At 66.4% G+C, this 18,962-nt stretch carries 19 protein-coding genes; 10 read left to right on the plus strand and 9 right to left on the minus strand.

The features are described from left to right. Positions 1-26: 26 nt before the first annotated feature. Both AC1DER_RS01840 and AC1DER_RS01845 read left to right on the plus strand, forming a co-directional pair. The gene (locus tag AC1DER_RS01840) at positions 27-2,402 is read left to right on the plus strand and encodes a 3-hydroxyacyl-CoA dehydrogenase/enoyl-CoA hydratase family protein (RefSeq protein ID WP_477243957.1); all 2,376 of its coding nucleotides are present in this window, start codon (positions 27-29) and stop codon (positions 2,400-2,402) included. A gap of 26 nt (positions 2,403-2,428) precedes the next feature. Further along, complete coding sequence (locus tag AC1DER_RS01845; protein WP_441816205.1) at positions 2,429-3,637, plus strand: acetyl-CoA C-acyltransferase; 1,209 nt, start codon at positions 2,429-2,431, stop codon at positions 3,635-3,637. Between the two features lie 67 nt (positions 3,638-3,704). Here AC1DER_RS01845 and AC1DER_RS01850 read toward each other — a convergent pair whose 3' ends face one another. The 9 genes from AC1DER_RS01850 to cmk all read right to left on the minus strand — a co-directional run bounded on the left by AC1DER_RS01850 (position 3,705) and on the right by cmk (position 12,551). Further along, positions 3,705-4,076, minus strand: a complete 372-nt coding sequence (locus AC1DER_RS01850) for a tRNA-binding protein (RefSeq protein WP_477243959.1) — start codon at positions 4,074-4,076, stop codon at positions 3,705-3,707. Positions 4,077-4,127: 51 nt separating this feature from the next. Further along, positions 4,128-5,027: a UTP--glucose-1-phosphate uridylyltransferase GalU gene (gene galU / locus AC1DER_RS01855; RefSeq protein WP_477243961.1), complete on the minus strand. Its 900-nt coding sequence runs from the start codon at positions 5,025-5,027 to the stop codon at positions 4,128-4,130. After that, positions 5,027-6,937, minus strand: coding sequence for a polysaccharide biosynthesis protein (locus tag AC1DER_RS01860; RefSeq protein WP_441816202.1), 1,911 nt, complete (start codon positions 6,935-6,937; stop codon positions 5,027-5,029). Before AC1DER_RS01860 ends, galU begins: the two co-directional genes overlap by 1 nt. 31 nt (positions 6,938-6,968) lie before the next feature. Beyond that, a complete protein-coding gene (locus tag AC1DER_RS01865) occupies positions 6,969-7,949 on the minus strand; it encodes an MraY family glycosyltransferase (RefSeq protein WP_477243964.1) in 981 nt (326 codons plus the stop codon). A gap of 1 nt (position 7,950) precedes the next feature. Further along, complete coding sequence (lapB, locus tag AC1DER_RS01870) at positions 7,951-9,129, minus strand: lipopolysaccharide assembly protein LapB (RefSeq protein ID WP_477243966.1); 1,179 nt, start codon at positions 9,127-9,129, stop codon at positions 7,951-7,953. A 3-nt stretch (positions 9,130-9,132) separates the two neighbouring features. Then, complete coding sequence (locus AC1DER_RS01875; RefSeq protein ID WP_441816199.1) at positions 9,133-9,408, minus strand: lipopolysaccharide assembly protein LapA domain-containing protein; 276 nt, start codon at positions 9,406-9,408, stop codon at positions 9,133-9,135. A 122-nt stretch (positions 9,409-9,530) separates the two neighbouring features. Further along, positions 9,531-9,833: an integration host factor subunit beta gene (locus AC1DER_RS01880; RefSeq protein WP_158731172.1), complete on the minus strand. Its 303-nt coding sequence runs from the start codon at positions 9,831-9,833 to the stop codon at positions 9,531-9,533. A gap of 127 nt (positions 9,834-9,960) precedes the next feature. Further along, positions 9,961-11,652, minus strand: coding sequence for a 30S ribosomal protein S1 (rpsA, locus tag AC1DER_RS01885; RefSeq protein WP_477243969.1), 1,692 nt, complete (start codon positions 11,650-11,652; stop codon positions 9,961-9,963). 212 nt (positions 11,653-11,864) lie between these two features. Further along, a complete protein-coding gene (gene cmk, locus AC1DER_RS01890) occupies positions 11,865-12,551 on the minus strand; it encodes a (d)CMP kinase (RefSeq protein ID WP_441816197.1) in 687 nt (228 codons plus the stop codon). Positions 12,552-12,717: 166 nt separating this feature from the next. On the opposite strand from cmk, the gene ykgO reads away from it, so the two are divergent. From ykgO to AC1DER_RS01930, 8 genes are all read left to right on the plus strand, one after another. Further along, on the plus strand, positions 12,718-12,843 hold the full coding sequence (gene ykgO / locus AC1DER_RS01895; protein WP_010342887.1) for a type B 50S ribosomal protein L36: 126 nt from the start codon (positions 12,718-12,720) through the stop codon (positions 12,841-12,843). 195 nt (positions 12,844-13,038) lie between these two features. After that, positions 13,039-13,374: a hypothetical protein gene (locus AC1DER_RS01900; protein ID WP_441816196.1), complete on the plus strand. Its 336-nt coding sequence runs from the start codon at positions 13,039-13,041 to the stop codon at positions 13,372-13,374. 4 nt (positions 13,375-13,378) lie between these two features. Beyond that, positions 13,379-14,413 (plus strand): agmatine deiminase family protein, encoded by a 1,035-nt coding sequence (locus AC1DER_RS01905; protein ID WP_441816195.1) that lies wholly within the window; start codon positions 13,379-13,381, stop codon positions 14,411-14,413. Between the two features lie 43 nt (positions 14,414-14,456). Then, complete coding sequence (locus tag AC1DER_RS01910) at positions 14,457-15,344, plus strand: carbon-nitrogen hydrolase (protein WP_477243972.1); 888 nt, start codon at positions 14,457-14,459, stop codon at positions 15,342-15,344. Between the two features lie 5 nt (positions 15,345-15,349). Then, entirely contained in the window at positions 15,350-15,886 is a 537-nt protein-coding gene (locus AC1DER_RS01915; protein WP_477243974.1) for an N-acetyltransferase family protein, read from the plus strand. A gap of 90 nt (positions 15,887-15,976) precedes the next feature. Further along, complete coding sequence (locus tag AC1DER_RS01920) at positions 15,977-16,588, plus strand: TetR/AcrR family transcriptional regulator (RefSeq protein WP_441816192.1); 612 nt, start codon at positions 15,977-15,979, stop codon at positions 16,586-16,588. 65 nt (positions 16,589-16,653) lie between these two features. Beyond that, positions 16,654-17,535 carry an alpha/beta fold hydrolase gene (locus AC1DER_RS01925; RefSeq protein WP_441816191.1) on the plus strand — a complete coding sequence of 294 codons (882 nt, stop codon included), beginning with the start codon at positions 16,654-16,656 and terminating at the stop codon, positions 17,533-17,535. 205 nt (positions 17,536-17,740) lie between these two features. Continuing rightward, positions 17,741-18,961, plus strand: coding sequence for a TraB/GumN family protein (locus AC1DER_RS01930; protein ID WP_477243977.1), 1,221 nt, complete (start codon positions 17,741-17,743; stop codon positions 18,959-18,961). The last annotated feature ends 1 nt before the right edge of the window (position 18,962 follow it).

Below are 18,962 nucleotides of genomic sequence, written 5' to 3' on the forward strand. Positions count from 1 at the left end.
CTTGTATAAACAAGGATTTGCACAACATGTCTAAGAAACTGCTTGTACGCCGCGTGGCCGTCCTCGGCGCCGGTGTCATGGGCGCGCAGATCGCTGCGCACCTGACCAATGCCGGTGTCGACACGGTGCTGTTCGACCTGCCGGCCAAGGAGGGCGACCCCAATGGCGTCGTCGCCAAGGCCATCGCCAATCTCGGCAAGCTCAGCCCCGCCCCGCTCGCCAGCAAGCCGTTGGCCGAGCGCATCACCGCGGCCAACTACGAGACCGGACTGGAGCAGCTGCGCGGCTGCGACCTGATCATCGAGGCCATCGCCGAACGGATGGACTGGAAGCAGGACCTGTACAAGAAGATCGCCCCGTTCGTGGCCGCGCACACCGTGCTGGCCAGCAACACCTCGGGCCTGGGCATCAACAAGCTGGCCGAAGTGCTGCCCGAGCAGCTGCGCCACCGCTTCTGCGGCGTGCACTTCTTCAATCCGCCGCGCTACATGCACCTGGCCGAACTCATTCCGGCCAGGACCACCGACGACGAGGTGCTCGAGTCGCTGGAAACCTTCCTGACCACCACCCTGGGCAAGGGCGTGGTGATCGCCAAGGACACCCCGAACTTCATCGGCAACCGCATCGGCGTGTTCTCGATGCTGGCCGGCATGCACCACACCGAGCAATTCGGCCTGGGCTTCGACACCGTCGACGCGCTGACCGGCCCGGCCATCGGCCGGCCCAAGTCGGCGACGTTCCGCACCGCCGACGTGGTCGGCCTGGACACGATGGCCCACGTCATCAAGACCATGGCCGACACGCTGCCGGAAGACCCGTGGCACAGCTACTTCAAGGCGCCCAAGTGGTTGGCGGCGCTGATCGAGAAGGGCGCACTGGGCCAGAAGAGCGGCGCCGGCGTGTACACCAAGCGCGGCAAGGACATCCTGGTTCTCGACCTGAAGGCGCAGGATTACCGCGCCTCGGCCGGTGAGCTCGACCCGGAAGTGGCCGGCCTGCTCAAGGAAAAGGACCCGGCGAAGAAGTTCGCCGCGCTGCGCGCCAGCGCGCATCCGCAGGCGCAGTTCCTGTGGGCGATCTTCCGCGACACCTTCCACTACAGCGCGTTCCATCTCGAATCGATCGCCGACACCGCGCGCGACATCGACTTCGCCATGCGCTGGGGTTACGGCTGGTCGCTCGGCCCGTTCGAGACCTGGCAGGCCTCAGGCTGGAAGCAGGTCGCCGACTGGATCGCCGAGGACATCGTCGCCGGCAAGGCGATGAGCAGCGCACCGCTGCCGAACTGGGTGTTCGATGGCCGCGACGGCGTGCATGGCGCCGACGGCAGCTTCAGCCCGGCCCGCAGCGCCAATGTGCCTCGCTCCTCCAATCCGGTGTACGCGCGCCAGCGCTTCCCCGATCCGCTGCTCGGCGAGAAGTTCTCGCAGGGCCGCACGGTCTTCGAGAACGAAGGCATCCGCATGTGGGCCGACGAGGGCGACGACATCGCCGTGGTCGGCTTCAAGACCAAGATGCACACGGTCAACGATTTCGTCCTCAATGGCCTGCAGGAAGCCATCGGCATCGCCGAGCGCGACTTCGCCGGCCTGGTGATCTGGCAGCCGAAGGAACCCTTCTCCGCCGGCGCCGACCTGGCCGGAGCGCTGGGCCTGCTGCAGGCCGGTGACGTCAAGGGCTTCGAGGCGATGGTCGCCAACTTCCAGGCCACCAGCCAGCGCATCAAGTACTCGCTGGTGCCGGTGGTTGCCGCCGTGCGCGGCCTGGCGCTGGGCGGCGGCTGCGAGTTCCAGATGCATGCGGCCCACAGCGTGTTCTCGCTGGAAAGCTACATCGGCCTGGTCGAAGCCGGCGTCGGCCTGCTGCCGGCCGGTGGGGGCCTGAAGGAGTTCGCCGTGCGCGCCTCCGAAGCCGCAGGTCCGGGCGGCGATGTCTTCGCCCAGCTCAAGACCGCGTTCGAGAGCGTGGCCATGGGCAAGGTCTCGACCTCGGCCTTCGAAGCCCGCGAACTCAAGCTCGCCCGCAACACCGACAGCGTCGTCTTCAACGCCTTCGAGCTGCTGCACGTGGCACGTGAGCAGGCACGCGCGCTGGCCGAATCCGGCTACCGCCCGCCCCTGCCCGCCCGCCGCATACAGGTCGCCGGCGACGTCGGCATCGCCACGTTCAAGATGATGCTGGTCAACATGCTGGAAGGCCGTTTCATCTCGCCGCACGACTACGAGATCGCAACCCGCATCGCCACGGTGATGTGCGGCGGCGAGGTGGACCGTGGTGCGCTGGTCGACGAGGAATGGCTGCTCAAGCTCGAGCGCGAGCATTTCGTCGCACTGGCGCAGATGCCCAAGACGCAGGAGCGCATCGCGCACATGCTCAAGACCGGCAAGCCGCTGCGCAACTAAGCGACGACGACACAGGACATATCGAAATGACCAAGCAGATCCAGGACGCCTACATTGTCGCCGCCACCCGTACTCCGGTCGGCAAGGCACCGCGCGGCGTCTTCCGCAACACCCGTCCCGACGAAATGCTCGCCCACGTGCTGCGCTCGGTCGTGGCGCAGGCACCGGGCATCGACCTGGGCCGCATCGATGACGCGATCATCGGCTGCGCCATGCCCGAGGGCGAGCAAGGCATGAACGTGGCGCGCATCGGCGCGCTGCTGGCCGGCCTGCCCAACACCATCGCCGCGCAGACCATCAACCGCTTCTGCTCGTCGGGCCTGCAGGCCGTGGCGATGGCGGCCGACCAGATCCGTCTCGGCAACTCCGACCTGATGCTGGCCGGCGGTACCGAGTCGATGTCGATGGTGCCGATGATGGGCAACAAGGTCGCCCTGAGCCCGCAGGTGTTCGCCAAGGACGAGAACGTCGCCATTGCCTACGGCATGGGCATCACCGCCGAAAAGGTCGCCGAGGAGTGGAAGGTCTCGCGCGAAGACCAGGACGCGTTCGCCCTGGCCTCGCACCAGAAGGCCATCGCGGCGATCCAGGCCGGCGAGTTCAAGTCCGAGATCAGCCCGTATGAAGTGATCTCGCGCATTCCCGATCTCGGCGGCAATGCCATCCGGGTCAGGACGTCGATCGTCGAGATCGATGAAGGCCCACGTCCGGACACCTCGATCGAAGGCCTGGGCAAGCTGCGCCCGGTGTTCCGCAACGCCCAGTTCGGCGGCAGCGTCACTGCCGGCAACAGCTCGCAGATGAGCGACGGCGCCGGTGCGGTGCTGCTCGCCTCCGAGCAGGCGATCAAGGACTACGGCCTGACCCCGCTGGCGCGCTTCGTCAGCTTCTCGGTCGCCGGCGTGCGCCCGGAAGTGATGGGTATCGGCCCGATCGCGGCGATCCCCAAGGCGCTCAAGCAGGCCGGCCTGAGCAAGGACCAGCTGGACTGGATCGAACTCAACGAAGCCTTCGCCGCGCAGGCGCTGGCCGTGATCCGCGATTCCGGCCTGGACCCGTCCAAGGTCAATCCGCTCGGCGGCGCGATCGCGCTCGGCCACCCGCTCGGCGCCACCGGTGCGATCCGCACCGCGACCATCGTGCACGGCCTGCGTCGTCGCCAGCTCAAGTACGGCATGGTGACCATGTGCATCGGCACCGGCATGGGCGCGGCGGGCATCTTCGAAGCGCTCTGAGTTCCCGGGCGCTGGAAAAACGAAACGGGCAGCCCGATGGCTGCCCGTTTTTCGTTCTGCCGGCGCTTCAGGCCAGGCGTGTCCCGTTCGGCACGGATCGTTCGATCGCGGTGACCACCACGCCGTCCGCGGTGGGAAATCCTGTCAGCAGGAACTCCGACACGAACGGCCCGACCTGCTTGGGCGGGAAGTTGATCACGCCGACTATCTGCCGTCCGACGAGGTCTTCGGCGGCGTAGAGATCCTTGATCTGCGCGCTGGTCTTGCGCACCCCGTGGGGACCGAAGTCCACCCACAGTTTCCATGCCGGCTTGCGCGCCTCGGGGAACGCCTCGACCCGTTGCACCGTGCCGGCGCAGATCATCACCTTTTCGAAATCTGACCAGGTGATGTCAGGCGGCGTGCTATCGGACGGCGTGACCGTGCCCTGCTCGCTCATCATTGCTCCCACGGTTCCACACGATTCGTGCAGCGGCCCAGCACACGGTGCTCAGCCGAGCTCTTCGACGCCCAGCTCGGCCAATGCGTTCTGCATCAGCAGGCGCGCCGAATCGCTGAGCTTCTCGTGGTCGAGCGCGTAGCGGATCGTTGCCTCGATGAGACCGATGTGGGTGCCGCAGTCGAAGCGCGTGCCCTGGAAGCGGTAGGCGTTGACCGCTTCTTCCTTCAGCAGCGCGGCAATGGCGTCGGTCAGCTGGATTTCACCGCCGGCGCCGGGCGTCGTGGTTTCCAGCAGCGAGAAGATGCGCGGATTGAGCACATAGCGGCCGACCACGGCCAGCGTGCTCGGCGCCACTTCCGGCTGGGGCTTCTCGACGATCGCGTTGATCCGGCCCTGCCGACCCTTGAAAGAGTCGGTGGCGACGATGCCGTAGCTGCCGGTCTGGTCGCGCGGCACGTCCTGCACGGCAATGATGCTTGCTCCGGAGGCCTGGGCGGCGTCGGCCATCTGCGCCAGCGCACCGGGCCCACGGTTCCATATCAGGTCGTCAGGCAGCAGCACGGCAAAGGGCTCGTCGCCGATCACCGGCTTTGCACACAACACCGCATGGCCAAGGCCCAATGCTTCGGCCTGGGTGACGAACACCGCACGCACGCCCTTGGGCAGCACGTTGCGGATCAGTTCCAGCTGCTCGGTCTTGCCGCTCTGCTCGAGCTTCTGCTCGAGTTCGTAGGCCTTGTCGAAGTAGTCGGCGACCGCATGCTTGTAGCGGTTGGTGACGAACACCAGCGTGTCGCAGCCCGCTTCGACCGCCTCGTCAACGGCGTACTGGATCAGCGGCCGATCGATGATCGGCAGCATTTCCTTGGGAACGGTCTTGGTCGCGGGAAGAAAACGGGTGCCCAGACCGGCCACCGGGAACACAGCTTTGCGAATCCGAACCGACATCAAATCTTCCTTGCGTTACGCGCCGGGAACGCCACCACCGTTGCCGATTCCTGGTAATCCGGGTGTGCGCCAACCGGCTGGAATTCGGGGACGGCGCTCCGCAGCAGATGGCCGAGCGCGTCGAGATCATAACGGACCGACGCTTCGCGCAGCTGCGCCACGGCGTTCTCGATGTGCGTGGACGACACGTCGCGGGGTTCGGCCTGGAGGATCTTCGGGTGGGCGGTCTGGCGGTAACGCTCGTCGGCATGGAACAGCGTTTCGTGCAGCTTCTCGCCCGGACGAAGGCCGGTATAGACCACGGCGATGTCGCGACCGGGATGCTTGCCGGCCAGGCGGATCATCTGCTCGGCGAGCAACCGGATCGGCACCGGCTCGCCCATGTCGAGGGTGTAGATCGCCTCGTGCGTTCCGATCGCCGATGCCTGCAGGATCAGCTGGCAGGCCTCGGGAATCGTCATGAAGAAGCGCGTCACTTCCGGGTCGGTAACCGTGACCGGTCCACCGGCGCGGATCTGTTCGCGGAACAGCGGGACCACGCTACCGGCCGAGTCGAGCACGTTGCCGAAGCGCACGGTGACGAAGCGCGTGGAGCGCTGGTCGGCCAGTGCCTGGCAGGACATCTCCGCCAGGCGCTTGGTCGCGCCGAGCACGTTGACCGGGTCGACCGCCTTGTCGGTGGAGATCAGCACGAACGTACCGACGCCGGCGCCGCGGCAGGCGCGCGCAACCGTCTCCGTCGAAAGCACGTTGTTGCGCACTGCCTCGCGCAGCTGCAGTTCGAGCAGCGGCACCTGCTTGTAGGCGGCGGCATGGAACACCGCGTCGGGCTCGGCGCGCGAAAGTGCGTGCGCGATCACCGCAGGGTCGCCGCAATCGCCAAGCACCGCGATGTATTCAAGATCCGGGAAATCACGACGCAGTGCGGCTTCGGTCGTGGTCAGGGCGAGTTCGTCAATCTCGATCAGGGCGATGCGGCGCGCGCCATGGCGTGCGCACTGGCGGCACAACTCCGAACCGATCGAGCCACCGGCGCCGGTGACCAGGACCGAACGCGCGCCGAGCCAGGAGCGGATCGCCTTCCAGTCGGGCATCACCGGCTTGCGACCCAGCAGGTCCTCGATCGCGACCTCCTTGAGTTCGCCCGGCAACGAACGGCCCTCGAGCACGTCCTGCAGCTTGGGCACCATGCGGAATGGCAGGCCGGTGCGTTCGCAGGAAACAACCACACGCTGGAGCGCATTGGCGTCGGCCGACGGCATGGCGATGACGAGCAGCTTGGCCGCGGTCTCGCGGGCGATCTCGGCCACGTCCTGGACGCGACCGAGCACCGGCACGCCCTGCACCTTGCTGCCGCGCAGGCGCGCGGCATCGTCGAGGAAACCCACCGGCTGGTAGGTGCCCGAGCGGCGCAGATCGCGCACCAGCGCTTCGCCGGCGTGACCGGCACCGAGGATCAGGATGCGCACCGAGGCACCGCCGAATGCATCCATCCGGCTATCCTTCCACGCGCGATACATCAGGCGCGGTGCGCCGAGCATGCCCATCAGCACCAGCGGATAGAGCACCAGCACCGTACGCGGCACGCTGTCGAGCCGGTTATAGAGGAACAGGCCGAGAACGATCGCGAACAGCCCCAGGATCGAAGCCTTGAGGATGTTCCACAGGTCGGGGACGCCAGCAAAGCGCCACAGGCCGCGATAGAGGCCGACCTGCCAGAACACCAGTCCCTGGGCCGCCAGCACGAGCGCGATCTCGGCCGACCAGAGCGGAATGGCGGGTGCGTTGGCTTCGATACCCCAACGCAGACGATGCAGGGCCTGCCACACCACCCACACCATTGCGAGATCGTGAGCGACCACCGCCATTCGCGGGAGGCCACTCTTCCACCGATCACGCCATGAGCTCATTCCATGCCCCTCTTCTGAATGCCAATCTGAATCAAATTGAAGTCGGTGTCCGGAAAGAACCGGCCTTTTGCAGCCCGACCCATAAAAAAGCGCAGCAGGTATACCACGCGAGTGTGATACTGGTGATGAAGGCGATGTCAGGGTGTGACGCAAGCCAGAACGCCGCCAAAATCGCCACCGCCGTCGCGCCTGCATATGCCAGCGTCACCCGTTTGTGACCCACGCTCCGGGCCCAGGCCTGGTAGGCATGCTGGGTGTGCGGGGTCCACCAGCGCTCACCCCGCAGCAGACGCCGCAGCAGGGTCAGGCCGGCGTCGACGAGGAACACCGACAACGGCAACAGCACGACCCAGAAGTGCGACCCGAGCCGGGCGCCAGCCACCACCGCCAGCGCTGCCACAGAGAATCCTATGGCGCCGCTACCCACGTCACCGAGAAAAATTCTCGCGCGGGGGAAATTGAACGGCAGAAAACCGATGCATGCGGCCGCCAGCGCCATGCCCAGCAGCCCCCAGACGCCGCCGGCCATCGCCGCCAGACCGGCAGCGACCAGGGCCGCCTGGCTCGCCGCCAGGCCGTTGATGCCGTCCATGAAGTTCCAGACGTTGGTCAGGCCGATGGTCGCAGCAAATGCACATGCGCCCAGCCAGGGCGACTGGTAGACATCCGCTACCGCGAGTCCGAACAACCCCGCCGCCACAACATGCACGATCAGTCGCCACCAGGGCGAAAGCGGCCGGTGATCGTCGACCCAGCCGATGCCGGCGACGAGCAGCAGGCCAACCCCGAATGCCGCCAGCAGCGGCGCATCGAGCGGCCGCTGCAATGCCAGCGCGCAGGCGGCAACCGCTACTGCAATGACGATTGCGATGCCGCCACCTCGCGGCGTGGCGACGTCGTGGCTGCGACGCTCGCCGGGCTGGTCGATCAGCGATTGCCTGATCGCATAGCGACGGGCCAGCCAGGTTCCTGCCATGCCGATGCAGAAGTAGATCGCCAACCACTGCAGCATGTCAGACCACCGCGTAGTTCAGCAGCGGCTTGATCGTTCCCCATTCCTTGCAGCTCGGGCACTGCCAGTGGTGGCTGCGCGCGCCGAACCCGCAACGATTGCAGCGGTAGCTGGGATTGCGCACCAGCAACTGGTCAGTGATGTGCTTGAGATCGTGCAGCGTCGCCGCCGGGTCGGCGCCTTCGGCCAGGGTCAGGTCGATCAGCGCCGCTTCGCCGCGAACCGAGGGGCGATCCTTGAGTTGTCGGGCAAGGTAGGCCCGCGCCGCCGGCACGCCGTCTTCCTGCTCGACCATGCGCGTCAACGCCAGCACCGGGGCGATGCCGCGATAGTGCTCGGTCATCTCGGCCAGGAACGCATGGGCCCCGGGCGTATCACCCACACGCTCGTAGCAGGCCAGCAGCTGCGGCAGGATCTCCGGCAGATAGTCGGCATCGACGCGCGCGACGCGTTCGAACGCGCGGATGGCACCGGCATCGCTGCCCGCCTCCACCTCGAGCCGACCCTCGATCATGCCCGCGCGGACCGAGTTGGCGTCGGCCTCGTAAGCGCGCTTCACCGCCTCCTGCGCGGCAACGATGTCGCCGGCGGCGCGATGGCGCTCGGCCAGTTCGCACTCGAACTGCGCGATCAGCTTGCCCATCGGCTCGCCGGTGGCTTCCTCGAAACGCCGTGCGTTCTCGATCGCCTTGTCCCAGTCGCGCTCGGACTGATAGATGCCGATCAGGTGGCGCAATGCCAGCGGCGCACGCATGTCCAGTGCGACCAGATCGCTGAAGACCGTCTCGGCGCGATCGAGCAGGCCCGATCGCATGTAGTCCTCGCCCAGCGCCAGCAGCGCCTGCACGCGTTGCTGGTCGCTCAGCCCGGGACGCTGCACCAGCGCCTGGTGCAGGCGGATCGCGCGATCGACTTCACCGCGACGGCGGAACAGATGGCCGAGCGCGACCTGGGTCTCGAAGGTGTCCTTGTCGAGCTCGGCGATATGCAGGAACAGCTCGATGGCCTTGTCCGGCTGCTCGTTGAGCAGGTAGTTCAGGCCGCGGAAATAGGTCGTCGACAGGCGACTGACCTGGGTATCGCTGTGGCGCTCGCCACCGCGTCGACCGATGATCCAGCCGCTGACCGCCGCGATCGGCAGCAGCAGGAAGAACCAGAACCACTCACTGATGAACGCCATGCGTCATGCCCCGGGGGAAGCGGTCGTATGCGAAACGGGAGAAGGAACCTGGCGCTGCGCGAGTGCAAGGCGCCGGCGCAACGGCAGGACAACGCTGGCGCTGATCGCCAGTCCGCCGACCAGCACGCCCAGCAGCAGGGCGACGATCAATGCCACGCCCAGGTTGCTGGGCAGTCGTGCGAAGCCCAGATCGACCAGAACCGGCGCGCGGTTGAGGGCACCAATGATGGCACCGGCGGCCAGGCAGGCGATGGCGATGAGCAAACGAAGCAGGCGCATGAAGCCCTCCGGGCGACCGCAATGATCAGCGGTAGCTTAGGGCCTGACAACGCCATTGAGTAGGCCGTGCGCGGCCGGGATGAACCAGGCGGCGGCGGAACCGAAGCGGGACCGAAGCGGAATCAGTCGGCTTCGTCGAGCGGCACGACGCCACTGACGCGCTCGCGCAGTTCCTTGCCCGGCTTGAAATGCGGCACGTGCTTGCCGGGAAGTGCAACCGATTCGCCCGTCTTGGGATTGCGACCCAGGCGCGGCGGACGGTAATGCAGGGAGAAGCTTCCGAAGCCGCGGATCTCGATCCGCTCTCCACCCGACAGCGACCCGCCCATCATCTCGAGCAGCGCCTTCACCGCCAGATCCACGTCTTCGCCCTTCAGGTGGGCCTGACGCTGCGAAAGGATCTCGATGAGCTCGGATTTGGTCATGGCTGGGAACGGTTGCTCGCGACGGCTGGGACTTAGAAGGAAGGCGGTCCGAACGAGCCGGACCGCCTTCGCGGTTACCACATACCACGCTGCCGAGGCACGCCCTTACGAGCGTGCGACTGCAGGATTACTCGGACTTGTTGCCCAGCTGCTCGCGCAGGAGCGCGCCCAGCTTGGTCGTGCCGCTGGAAGCATCGGACGTGGACGAACGGTTGTAGTCCGCCAGCGCCTCCTGCTGCTCGGCTTCGTCCTTGGCCTTGATCGACAGCTGCATCGAACGGCCCTTGCGGTCCGTGCCGATGATCTTGGCTTCGACTTCCTGGCCGACCTTGAGGTGCTGCGAAGCATCCTCGACGCGCTCCTTGGCGATGTCGCGGGCGGCAACGTAGCCTTCCACGCCATTGTCGAGCTCGATGGTCGCGCCCTTGGCGTCGACTTCCTTGACCTTGCCCTTGACGATCGAGCCCTTGGCGTTGGTCGCCACGTACTGGCCCATCGGGTCCTGCTCAAGCTGCTTGACGCCCAGGCTGATGCGCTCGCGCTCCGGATCGACGGCGAGCACGACGGCTTCCAGGTTGTCGCCCTTCTTGAAGTTGCGGACCACGTCTTCGCCGGTGGTTGCCCAGCTCAGGTCGGACAGGTGGACCAGGCCATCGATACCGCCGTCCAGGCCGATGAAGATGCCGAAGTCGGTGATCGACTTGATCTGGCCCGAAACCTTGTCGCCCTTCTTGTGGATGGCGGCGAAGGTTTCCCACGGGTTGCTGGTGACCTGCTTCATGCCCAGCGAGATGCGGCGACGCTCCTCGTCGACGTCCAGGACCATGACCTGAACCTCGTCACCGACCTGCACGATCTTGGACGGGTTGACGTTCTTGTTGGTCCAATCCATCTCGGACACGTGCACCAGGCCTTCCACGCCCGGCTCGATCTCGACGAACGCGCCGTAATCGGTGACGTTGGAGACCTTGCCGAACACGCGGGTGTTGGCCGGGTAGCGACGGGCGATGTTGTCCCACGGATCCTCGCCCAGCTGCTTGAGGCCGAGGCTGACGCGGTTGCGCTCGCGGTCGTACTTGAGCACGCGGACGTCCAGCTCCTGGCCGACTTCCACCACTTCCGACGGGTGACGCACGCGCTTCCAAGCCATGTCGGTGATGTGCAGCAGGCCATCGATGCCGCCGAGGTCGACGAACGCACCGTAATCGGTGAGGTTCTTGACGACGCCCTTGAGGATCGCGCCTTCCTGCAGCTTCTCGAGCAGCTGCTCGCGCTCGACGCTGTACTCGCTCTCGACCACCGCACGGCGGGAGACGACGATGTTGTTGCGCTTGCGGTCGAGCTTGATGAGCTTGAACTCAAGCTCCTTGCCTTCCAGGTACGCGGAGTCGCGGACCGGGCGCACGTCGACCAGGGAGCCCGGCAGGAAGCCGCGCACGTCCTTGATGTCGACCGTGAAGCCGCCCTTGACCTTGCCGGAGATGCGGCCGGTGATGGTCTCGTTCTTCTCGAGGGCTTCCTCGAGTTCGTCCCACACCATGGCGCGCTTGGCCTTCTCGCGCGACAGGACGGTCTCGCCGAAGCCGTTCTCGATCGAGTCGAGTGCGACCTTGACTTCGTCGCCCACGGCCACGTCGATCTCGCCCGCGTCGTTACGGAACTGTTCGATCGGCACGATGCCTTCGGACTTCAGGCCGGCGTTGATCACCACGACGTCGCCGCGGACTTCCACGACAACACCGGTGACGATCGCGCCCGGCTTCAGCTTGGCCAGATTGGTCTGGCTTTGTTCGAACAGCTCGGCAAATGATTCGGTCATTGAAAAATACTCTGTTGAACACACGGGCCGCACCGGCTGTCATGGTCATCCACGTCGGATGACTTCAAGCAGCACGTGGTCGACCCACCCGTTATGTGGCGCGATGAAGCCACGCCATGTGTTGGTTGATTGACCATCGCGGGATTGCGATGGCGTTTGGTTTGCAACATCGTCCTGCTACGTTCGTTCAACGCGCTTGCAACTGGTAGCGCTTATGGCGTCACCAGTTGCAGTACACGCTCGACGACCGCATCGATGCCAAGGCCGGTGGTGTCGATGCGGACGGCGTCATCGGCCGGGCGCAACGGAGCCACCGCGCGACTGGCATCGCGGGCGTCGCGGGCAAGGATCTCCCGCAGCAGACCATCTAAATTAACTGAAACCCCCTTGTCTTTCAACTGCTTATAGCGCCTTTCCGCCCTTTCGTCGGCACTGGCGGTCAGAAACACCTTGAAGGCGGCGTCCGGAAAGATGACCGTGCCCATGTCACGGCCGTCTGCGACCAGGCCCGGGGCCTGGCGGAAAGCACGCTGGCGGTCCTTCAGGGCCGCCCGGACCTCCGGGATCGCGGCAATGGCCGAGGCGGCCGCTCCGGCGGTCTCGGTGCGCAGCTCGTCGGTGGCGTCGATGTCGTTGACCAGCACCCGCAGCTCCCCGGAGGGGTCGTCGCGGAAGCCGATCCGGGTATCGAAGGTGCAGCGGACCAGGGCCGCCGGGTCGGCCAGGTCGAGGTCGGCCCAGCCGGCGGCGACGCCGACCGCCCGGTACAGGGCGCCTGAATCGAGGTAATGCCAACCCAGTTTCTGCGAGACAAGGCGGCTGATGGTGCCCTTGCCGGAGCCGGAGGGCCCGTCAATGGTCAGTACGGGAATGCTGGTGTGGGGATCTGCGCTGTTCATGCAATCATTATGCGATGCGCCGGCCAAAGCTGGCCTTCGTCGCCCCGTTTCGCGACCCCTTGAACTTTTTTTGCTGCAAGCGCTTGATCGGGGAAGGAATTACCCGTTATAATCGCCGGCTTCGTTGTTTAATCAATCGTTTTTCAACTGTTTGCCGGAGTCTGTCATGAAGGTCCTGTCCTCTCTGAAGTCGGCGAAGGCCCGTCACCGCGACTGCAAGGTCGTCCGCCGCCGTGGCAAGGTCTTCGTGATCTGCAAGTCGAACCCGCGTTTCAAGGCGCGTCAGCGCTAAGAAGCCCGGCGACGCCGTGCAAGTCGAAAGGCCGCCGAAAGGCGGCCTTTTCTGTGGCCGGCCTCTTATGTGGGCCGGCGCCCGGTTTGCGTTCCGGTTCGCCAAAACGTGACGGCGGCGCGCTGCCGCCACTTCACACCTTGTGCGTACAATCGCGGCTTACCAGACCGTGTTCATCCACTGAGGGGGCTCGCCGTGAACGTCAACAAGCGTTTCGTTGCTGTACCGCTGTTCGCACTGCTGGCGCTGGCCGGCACGGCTGCCGCCGATACCCTGCTGGTGGAGCGCGTGCAGGAAGAAAACCGCGCCGCCATGCCGGCCCGCGGCCAGACCATGGCCCAGGTCGAAGCCAGCTACGGCGCGCCGAGCGAGAAGCTCGAATCCCAGGGCGGCCAGAAGCGTCAATGGCCGACCATCAACCGTTGGGTCTACCCGGCTTTCACCGTGTACTTCGAGAAGAGCAAGGTGATCGACGTCGTCGCCAACAAGGCCAGTGCCGAGGAAGTCGGCCCCAAGCCCCCCATTCGCTGAGGCTATGAACGAACCTGTCTTGCGCTTCCCCGCGGAGTGGGAACCCCAGTCCGCGGTCCTGATTGCGTGGCCCAATGCCGACACCGACTGGGCTGACCGCCTGGGCGAGGTCGAAGAGACCTACATCGCGCTGGTCGCGGCGATCACCCGCTTCGAGCCGGTCATCATCTGCGTGGCCGACGAGGACGTGGAAGCCTATGCCCGCGCGCGCCTGTCCTCGGCGCGCGTCGACATGGCGCAGGTTCGTTTCGTCGACGTTCCCTACGACGACACCTGGCTGCGCGATTCCGGCCCGATCACGCTGCGCCGCGACGGCGGTTTCCGCCTGCTCGATTTCCGCTTCACCGGCTGGGGCGGCAAGTTCGACGCCAGCCAGGACGACCTGCTGGTCGAGCGCCTGCACGATGCCGGAACCTTCGTTAACAGTTCGCGCTATCCGGTTGATTTCGCACTGGAAGGCGGCGCCATCGACAGCGACGGCGAAGGCACCCTGCTGACCACCTGGCAGTGCCTGCACGAGCGCCACCCGGAGACCTCGCGCGAAGACCTGACCACCAGGCTCGCCGGCTGGCTGCACCAGGAGCGCGTGCTGTGGCTCGACCACGGCTACCTGGAAGGCGACGACACCGACGCCCACGTCGACACCCTCGCCCGCTTCGCCGCGCGCGACGCGATCGTCTACCAGGACTGCGACGATCCGTCCGACTCGCACTTCACCGAGCTGCGGGCGATGGGCGCCGAACTGGCTGCGCTGCGAACGCGCGACGGCCGGCCGTACCGGCTGTTCCCGCTGCCGTGGGCCAAGCCCATCGTCGACGAAGGCCGGCGCCTGGCGGCGAGCTATGCCAACTTCCTCATCGTCAACGGCGCGGTGCTGATGCCGGCCTACGGCGACGAAGCCGATGCGCGGGCCCAGGCCGTGCTGGCCGAAGCCTTCCCCGACCGGGAGATCGTGCCGGTACCGTGCCGCCCGCTGATCTGGCAGAACGGCAGCCTGCACTGCATCACGATGCAGTTGCCGGTCGGACTTCTGGGCTGACGCCCGGAATGCCTTCCATCTCCGCCTACCGGACTTCACTCCCATGAAGAAGACCACCCTCCCCGTCGCCCTGATCCAGGATCGCGACCACGGCAGCCGCGAGGCCAATCTGGCCAACATCGAGGCGCGCGTGGCCGAGTCCGCCAAGCGCGGTGCGAGGCTGGTATTGCTGCAGGAACTGCACAACGGCCCCTACTTCTGCCAGCACGAGTCGGTCGACGAGTTCGACCTCGCCGAGACCATTCCCGGCCCGAGCACGGAGCGGCTGGGCGCATTGGCGAAGCAGCATGGCGTGGTCCTGGTCAGCTCGCTGTTCGAGAAGCGAGCGGCCGGGCTGTACCACAACACCGCCGTGGTCTTCGATGTCGACGGTTCCACCGCCGGCAAGTACCGCAAGATGCACATCCCCGACGACCCGGGTTTCTACGAGAAGTTCTACTTCACTCCGGGCGATATTGGATTTGAGCCGATCCAGACGTCGGTCGGTCGCCTGGGCGTGCTCGTGTGCTGGGACCAGTGGTATCCCGAAGGCGCGCGCCTGATGGCGCTGGCCGGCGCCGAACTGCTGCTGTACCCCACCGCAATTGGTTGGGACCCGACAGACGAGCAGGCCGAAAAGGATCGCCAGCGCGATGCCTGGGTGCTCAGCCACCGCGGCCATGCCGTCGCCAACGGCCTGCCGGTATTGAGCTGCAACCGCGTCGGTCATGAGCAGTCGCCGCTCGATGCGGCCGGCATCGACTTCTGGGGCACCAGCCATGTGCTCGGTCCGCAAGGCGAGTTCCTTGCGCAGTCGACCGTGGCCGAGCCGGAGATCCTGATGGCCGAAGTCGACATGCAGCGCAGCGAACATGTGCGCCGGATCTGGCCGTTCCTTCGCGATCGCCGCATCGACGCGTACGGCGACCTGCTCAAGCGCTACCGCGACTGAGCCGCTTGGCCACCGCGCCGACGATCCGCACTGCCGTCGCCGGCGACCTTGCGGCGATCACCGCGCTGTACGCGCGCGAAGTCGCCGACCACGTCGCCACCTACGAGTACGACACGCCCGACCAGGCTGAAATGGCGAGGCGCTGGCAGGCCATCGTCGCGCAGGGCTATCCGTACATCGTGGCCGAACTCGATGGCCGTTTCGCCGGCTATGCGTACGCCAGCAGCTACCGCACCCGCGAGGGCTATCGCTGGACGGTCGAGGACACGGTCTACATCGTTCCCGAACTGCAGGGACGCGGTGTCGGCCGCGCGCTTCTGCAGCGTCTGATCGATGACTGCGCCACGCTGGGCTTCAGGCAGATGGTCGCGGTGGTGGGCGATGTCAGCAATGCCGCCTCCATCGCCCTGCATGAGCGACTGGGGTTCAAGACCGTTGGCGTGTTCGCCGGTCTCGGGCGCAAGCAGGGGCGCTGGCTCGACACGGTGCAGATGCAATTGGAGCTGGGCGACGGCCGCAACAGCCCGCCCGACTCCGACTGAGCTGGCTGGGGCATCTCAGCGCCCCGGGAGATTACTCGGCTGCCGACGAGCGGCATCAATTAAAACGAACGGACGTGCTATTTTCCGTCCATGTCCGCACTCACCGCCACCAGCAAAGGCGCCGCCACGCGCGAAGCGATCATCGATCGCGCCTACGGCATCGCCTGTTCGGCCGGCCTGGAAGGCCTGTCGATCGGGCCGCTGGCGCAGGCGGTCGGGATGTCCAAGAGCGGCGTGTTCGCCCACTTCGGTTCGCGCGAAGACCTTCAGCTGGCGGTTCTCGATGCCGCAGGACAGCGATTCGTCGGCCATGTCCTGCTGCCGGCGCTGAAGCTGCCGCGCGGGCTGCCCAGGCTTCGGGCCATTGTCGAAGCCTGGTTCGACTGGGCGCGGCAATCCTCCGAAGGCGGCTGTCTCCTTCTCAGCGCCGCCAGTGAGTACGACGACCGCCCCGGCGACATCCGCGACCGCGTCGTTGCCCACGAGTTGCGCTGGCGTCGCGAGCTGTCGCGCGCCATCGCCCTGGCCGTCGAGACCGGCGACCTGGCGGTCGATACCGATCCCGAACAGATGGCGTTCGAGGTCTACAGCCTTGCCCTGATCGTCCACCACGATGCCGGCCTGTTCGGCTTCGACCTGGCCGTGACCCGCGGCCGCAATGCGCTCGAGCGGCTGTTCCGCTCGTACTCCCCCACCCTCTGATTGCCTACCGGAGGTCCGCCGTGTACCCGCTCATCGCCACAATTAGCACGACCGTTCGTAACATCATGCGGCTGTATGGCCTGCGCCTCGGCTTTGCGTTGGGTGGCCCCCTCGCTCCGAAAGCCACCCTGCAACGGGCGGCGCGGCTGTTCTCCACGCCGATGCCCAGTACCCGCAGCCGCGCTGCCGCGGCGCCGACGCAGGGCGCGCGCGAAGAACGACTGGACGTCGATGGCCATGCCATCGCCGCCTACGTCTGGGGCGACCCGGTCAGGCAGCCCTATGTGCTGTTTGCGCACGGCTGGTCCAGCCATGGCACCCGCATCGCCCCATGGTTGCCGACCCTGCTTGCCGACGGTTATGCCGTGGTCGCATTCGATCAGCCCGCACACGGCCGCAGTCCCGGTACGCAGGCCACGCTTCCTGATTTCACGCACCACCTGCTGGCGGTGGGCCAGCACTATGGCCCGGCCGCAGCCGTGATCGGGCATTCGCTTGGCGGAGCCGCCACGCTGCTGGCGATGGCCCAGGGCCTGCAGGCATCGCGCGCGGTGTTGATCGCGCCGGCCGCGGATCCGATTGCAGCGGCAGAACGTTTCGCCAACGTGATGTGGATGGGACGACGCTTGTGCCAGCGCATGTTCGCGTACTTCGAAAGCCGCATCGGCGTCACGTTCGAAGCGCAGCAGGCGCACCTCAACGCACCGGCCATCGGTCGGCCGGCACTGATCGTGCACGACCTGGAAGACCGCGACGTGCCCTGGGAGGAAGGCGAGCGCTACGCACGCTATTGGCCGGACTCGCGCCTGCTCACCACGCGCGGACTGGGCCATCGTCGCGTCCTCGACGATGGCGAGGTCATCGCTGCGGGCCTGCGTTTCCTGCGTGGGGAAAACGTCGGCGACCGGATCGTCTCGAGCAGCAACCTGCCCTTCGGCGTGGCCTGAGGAACCAAGGGCTAGTCCAGCGGTCTGAAGCAACGGTCTGGATTTGCCCGCGTTGCCCCGCTGGGGGTCTGGCCCTAAGCTCTGTCAGCCACCCCACACATGAGCTGGACGGCGCCTGATTGGCGCCGTCTTGCTGCGCAAACCCCGAAAGGCACCGCATGCACGCAGTAGCACCCCACGCCCTGGGCGACCGCCAGGAGCAGTCATGATCGACTCCGCCGCACAGGCCGCCCTCGATGCCGTCCTGGCTGACCAGCCCCATGCCATCGTCGAACGCGACGGCGTGCGCTACACGCTGCTGGGTACCGCGCATGTTTCGCAGGCCAGCGTCGAGGCCGTTCGAGATGCGATCGACAGCGGTGCATTCGATGCCGTCGCGGTCGAACTGGATCCGCAACGCCTGCAGGCCCTGACCGACCCCGACGCGCTGGCGCGCCTGGACCTGGTGCAGGTCATCCGCACCGGCAAGACCGCATTGTTCGCGGCCAATCTGGCGCTCGCCGCCTATCAGCGCCGGCTTGCCGAGCAGCTCGGCATCGAACCGGGCGCCGAACTCAAGCGTGCCGTGCTCGAGGCTCGCCAGCGCGAGTTGCCCGTGCACCTGATCGACCGCGACGTCGGCCTGACCTTCAAGCGCGCCAACAACCGGCTCGGCTGGTGGTCGCGGGCGAAGCTCGGCGGCGGCCTGATGGCGGCGCTGTTCGTCGACGAGGAAGTCGGCGCGGAGGAAATCGAAAAGCTCAAGCAGGGCGACATGCTCGAATCGAGCTTCGGCGAGTTCGCCAGCGACAGTCCGGAGCTGTACGAAACCGTGATCGCCGAACGCGACCGCTACATGGCCGCGCGCCTGCGCGAGAGCCACGGCGACGCACGCGAAGTGCTGGCCGTGGTCGGCGCCGGCCATCTTCAGGGATTGGCGCGCCACCTCAAGGAAGAGGTCCGCGCTCCAGACACCATCCGCGAGGAACTCGAGGCGCTGCCGAAAAAGAGCAACGTGCCCTGGTTCACGATCATCCTGGCGGCGTTCGTGCTGGGCGGTTTCGCCTGGGGCTTCTGGCGTGGCGGCATCGATGTCGGTTCCGACCTGCTGCTGCAGTGGGTCCTGGCCACCGGCGTGCTGGGCGCGATCGGCTGCACGATTGCCGGCGGCCATCCGCTGAGCATCCTGGTTGCCTTTGTCGCATCCCCGATCACCCCGCTGCACCCTGCGCTTGCTTCGGGCACGCTCAGCGCCCTGACCGAAGCATGGATCCGCAAACCGACCTATGCCGACTTCATGGCCCTGCGCGACGATGTGCAGAGCTGGCGCGGCTGGTGGCGCAACCGCGTGGCGCGCGTGCTGCTCAACTTCTTCCTGACCAGCCTGGGCACTGCCATTGGCGTGTGGACCGGCGGCCTGAGGATGCTGGGCAAGCTCGTCGGCTGAG

Source organism: Lysobacter sp. 05T417 (assembly GCF_056396405.1).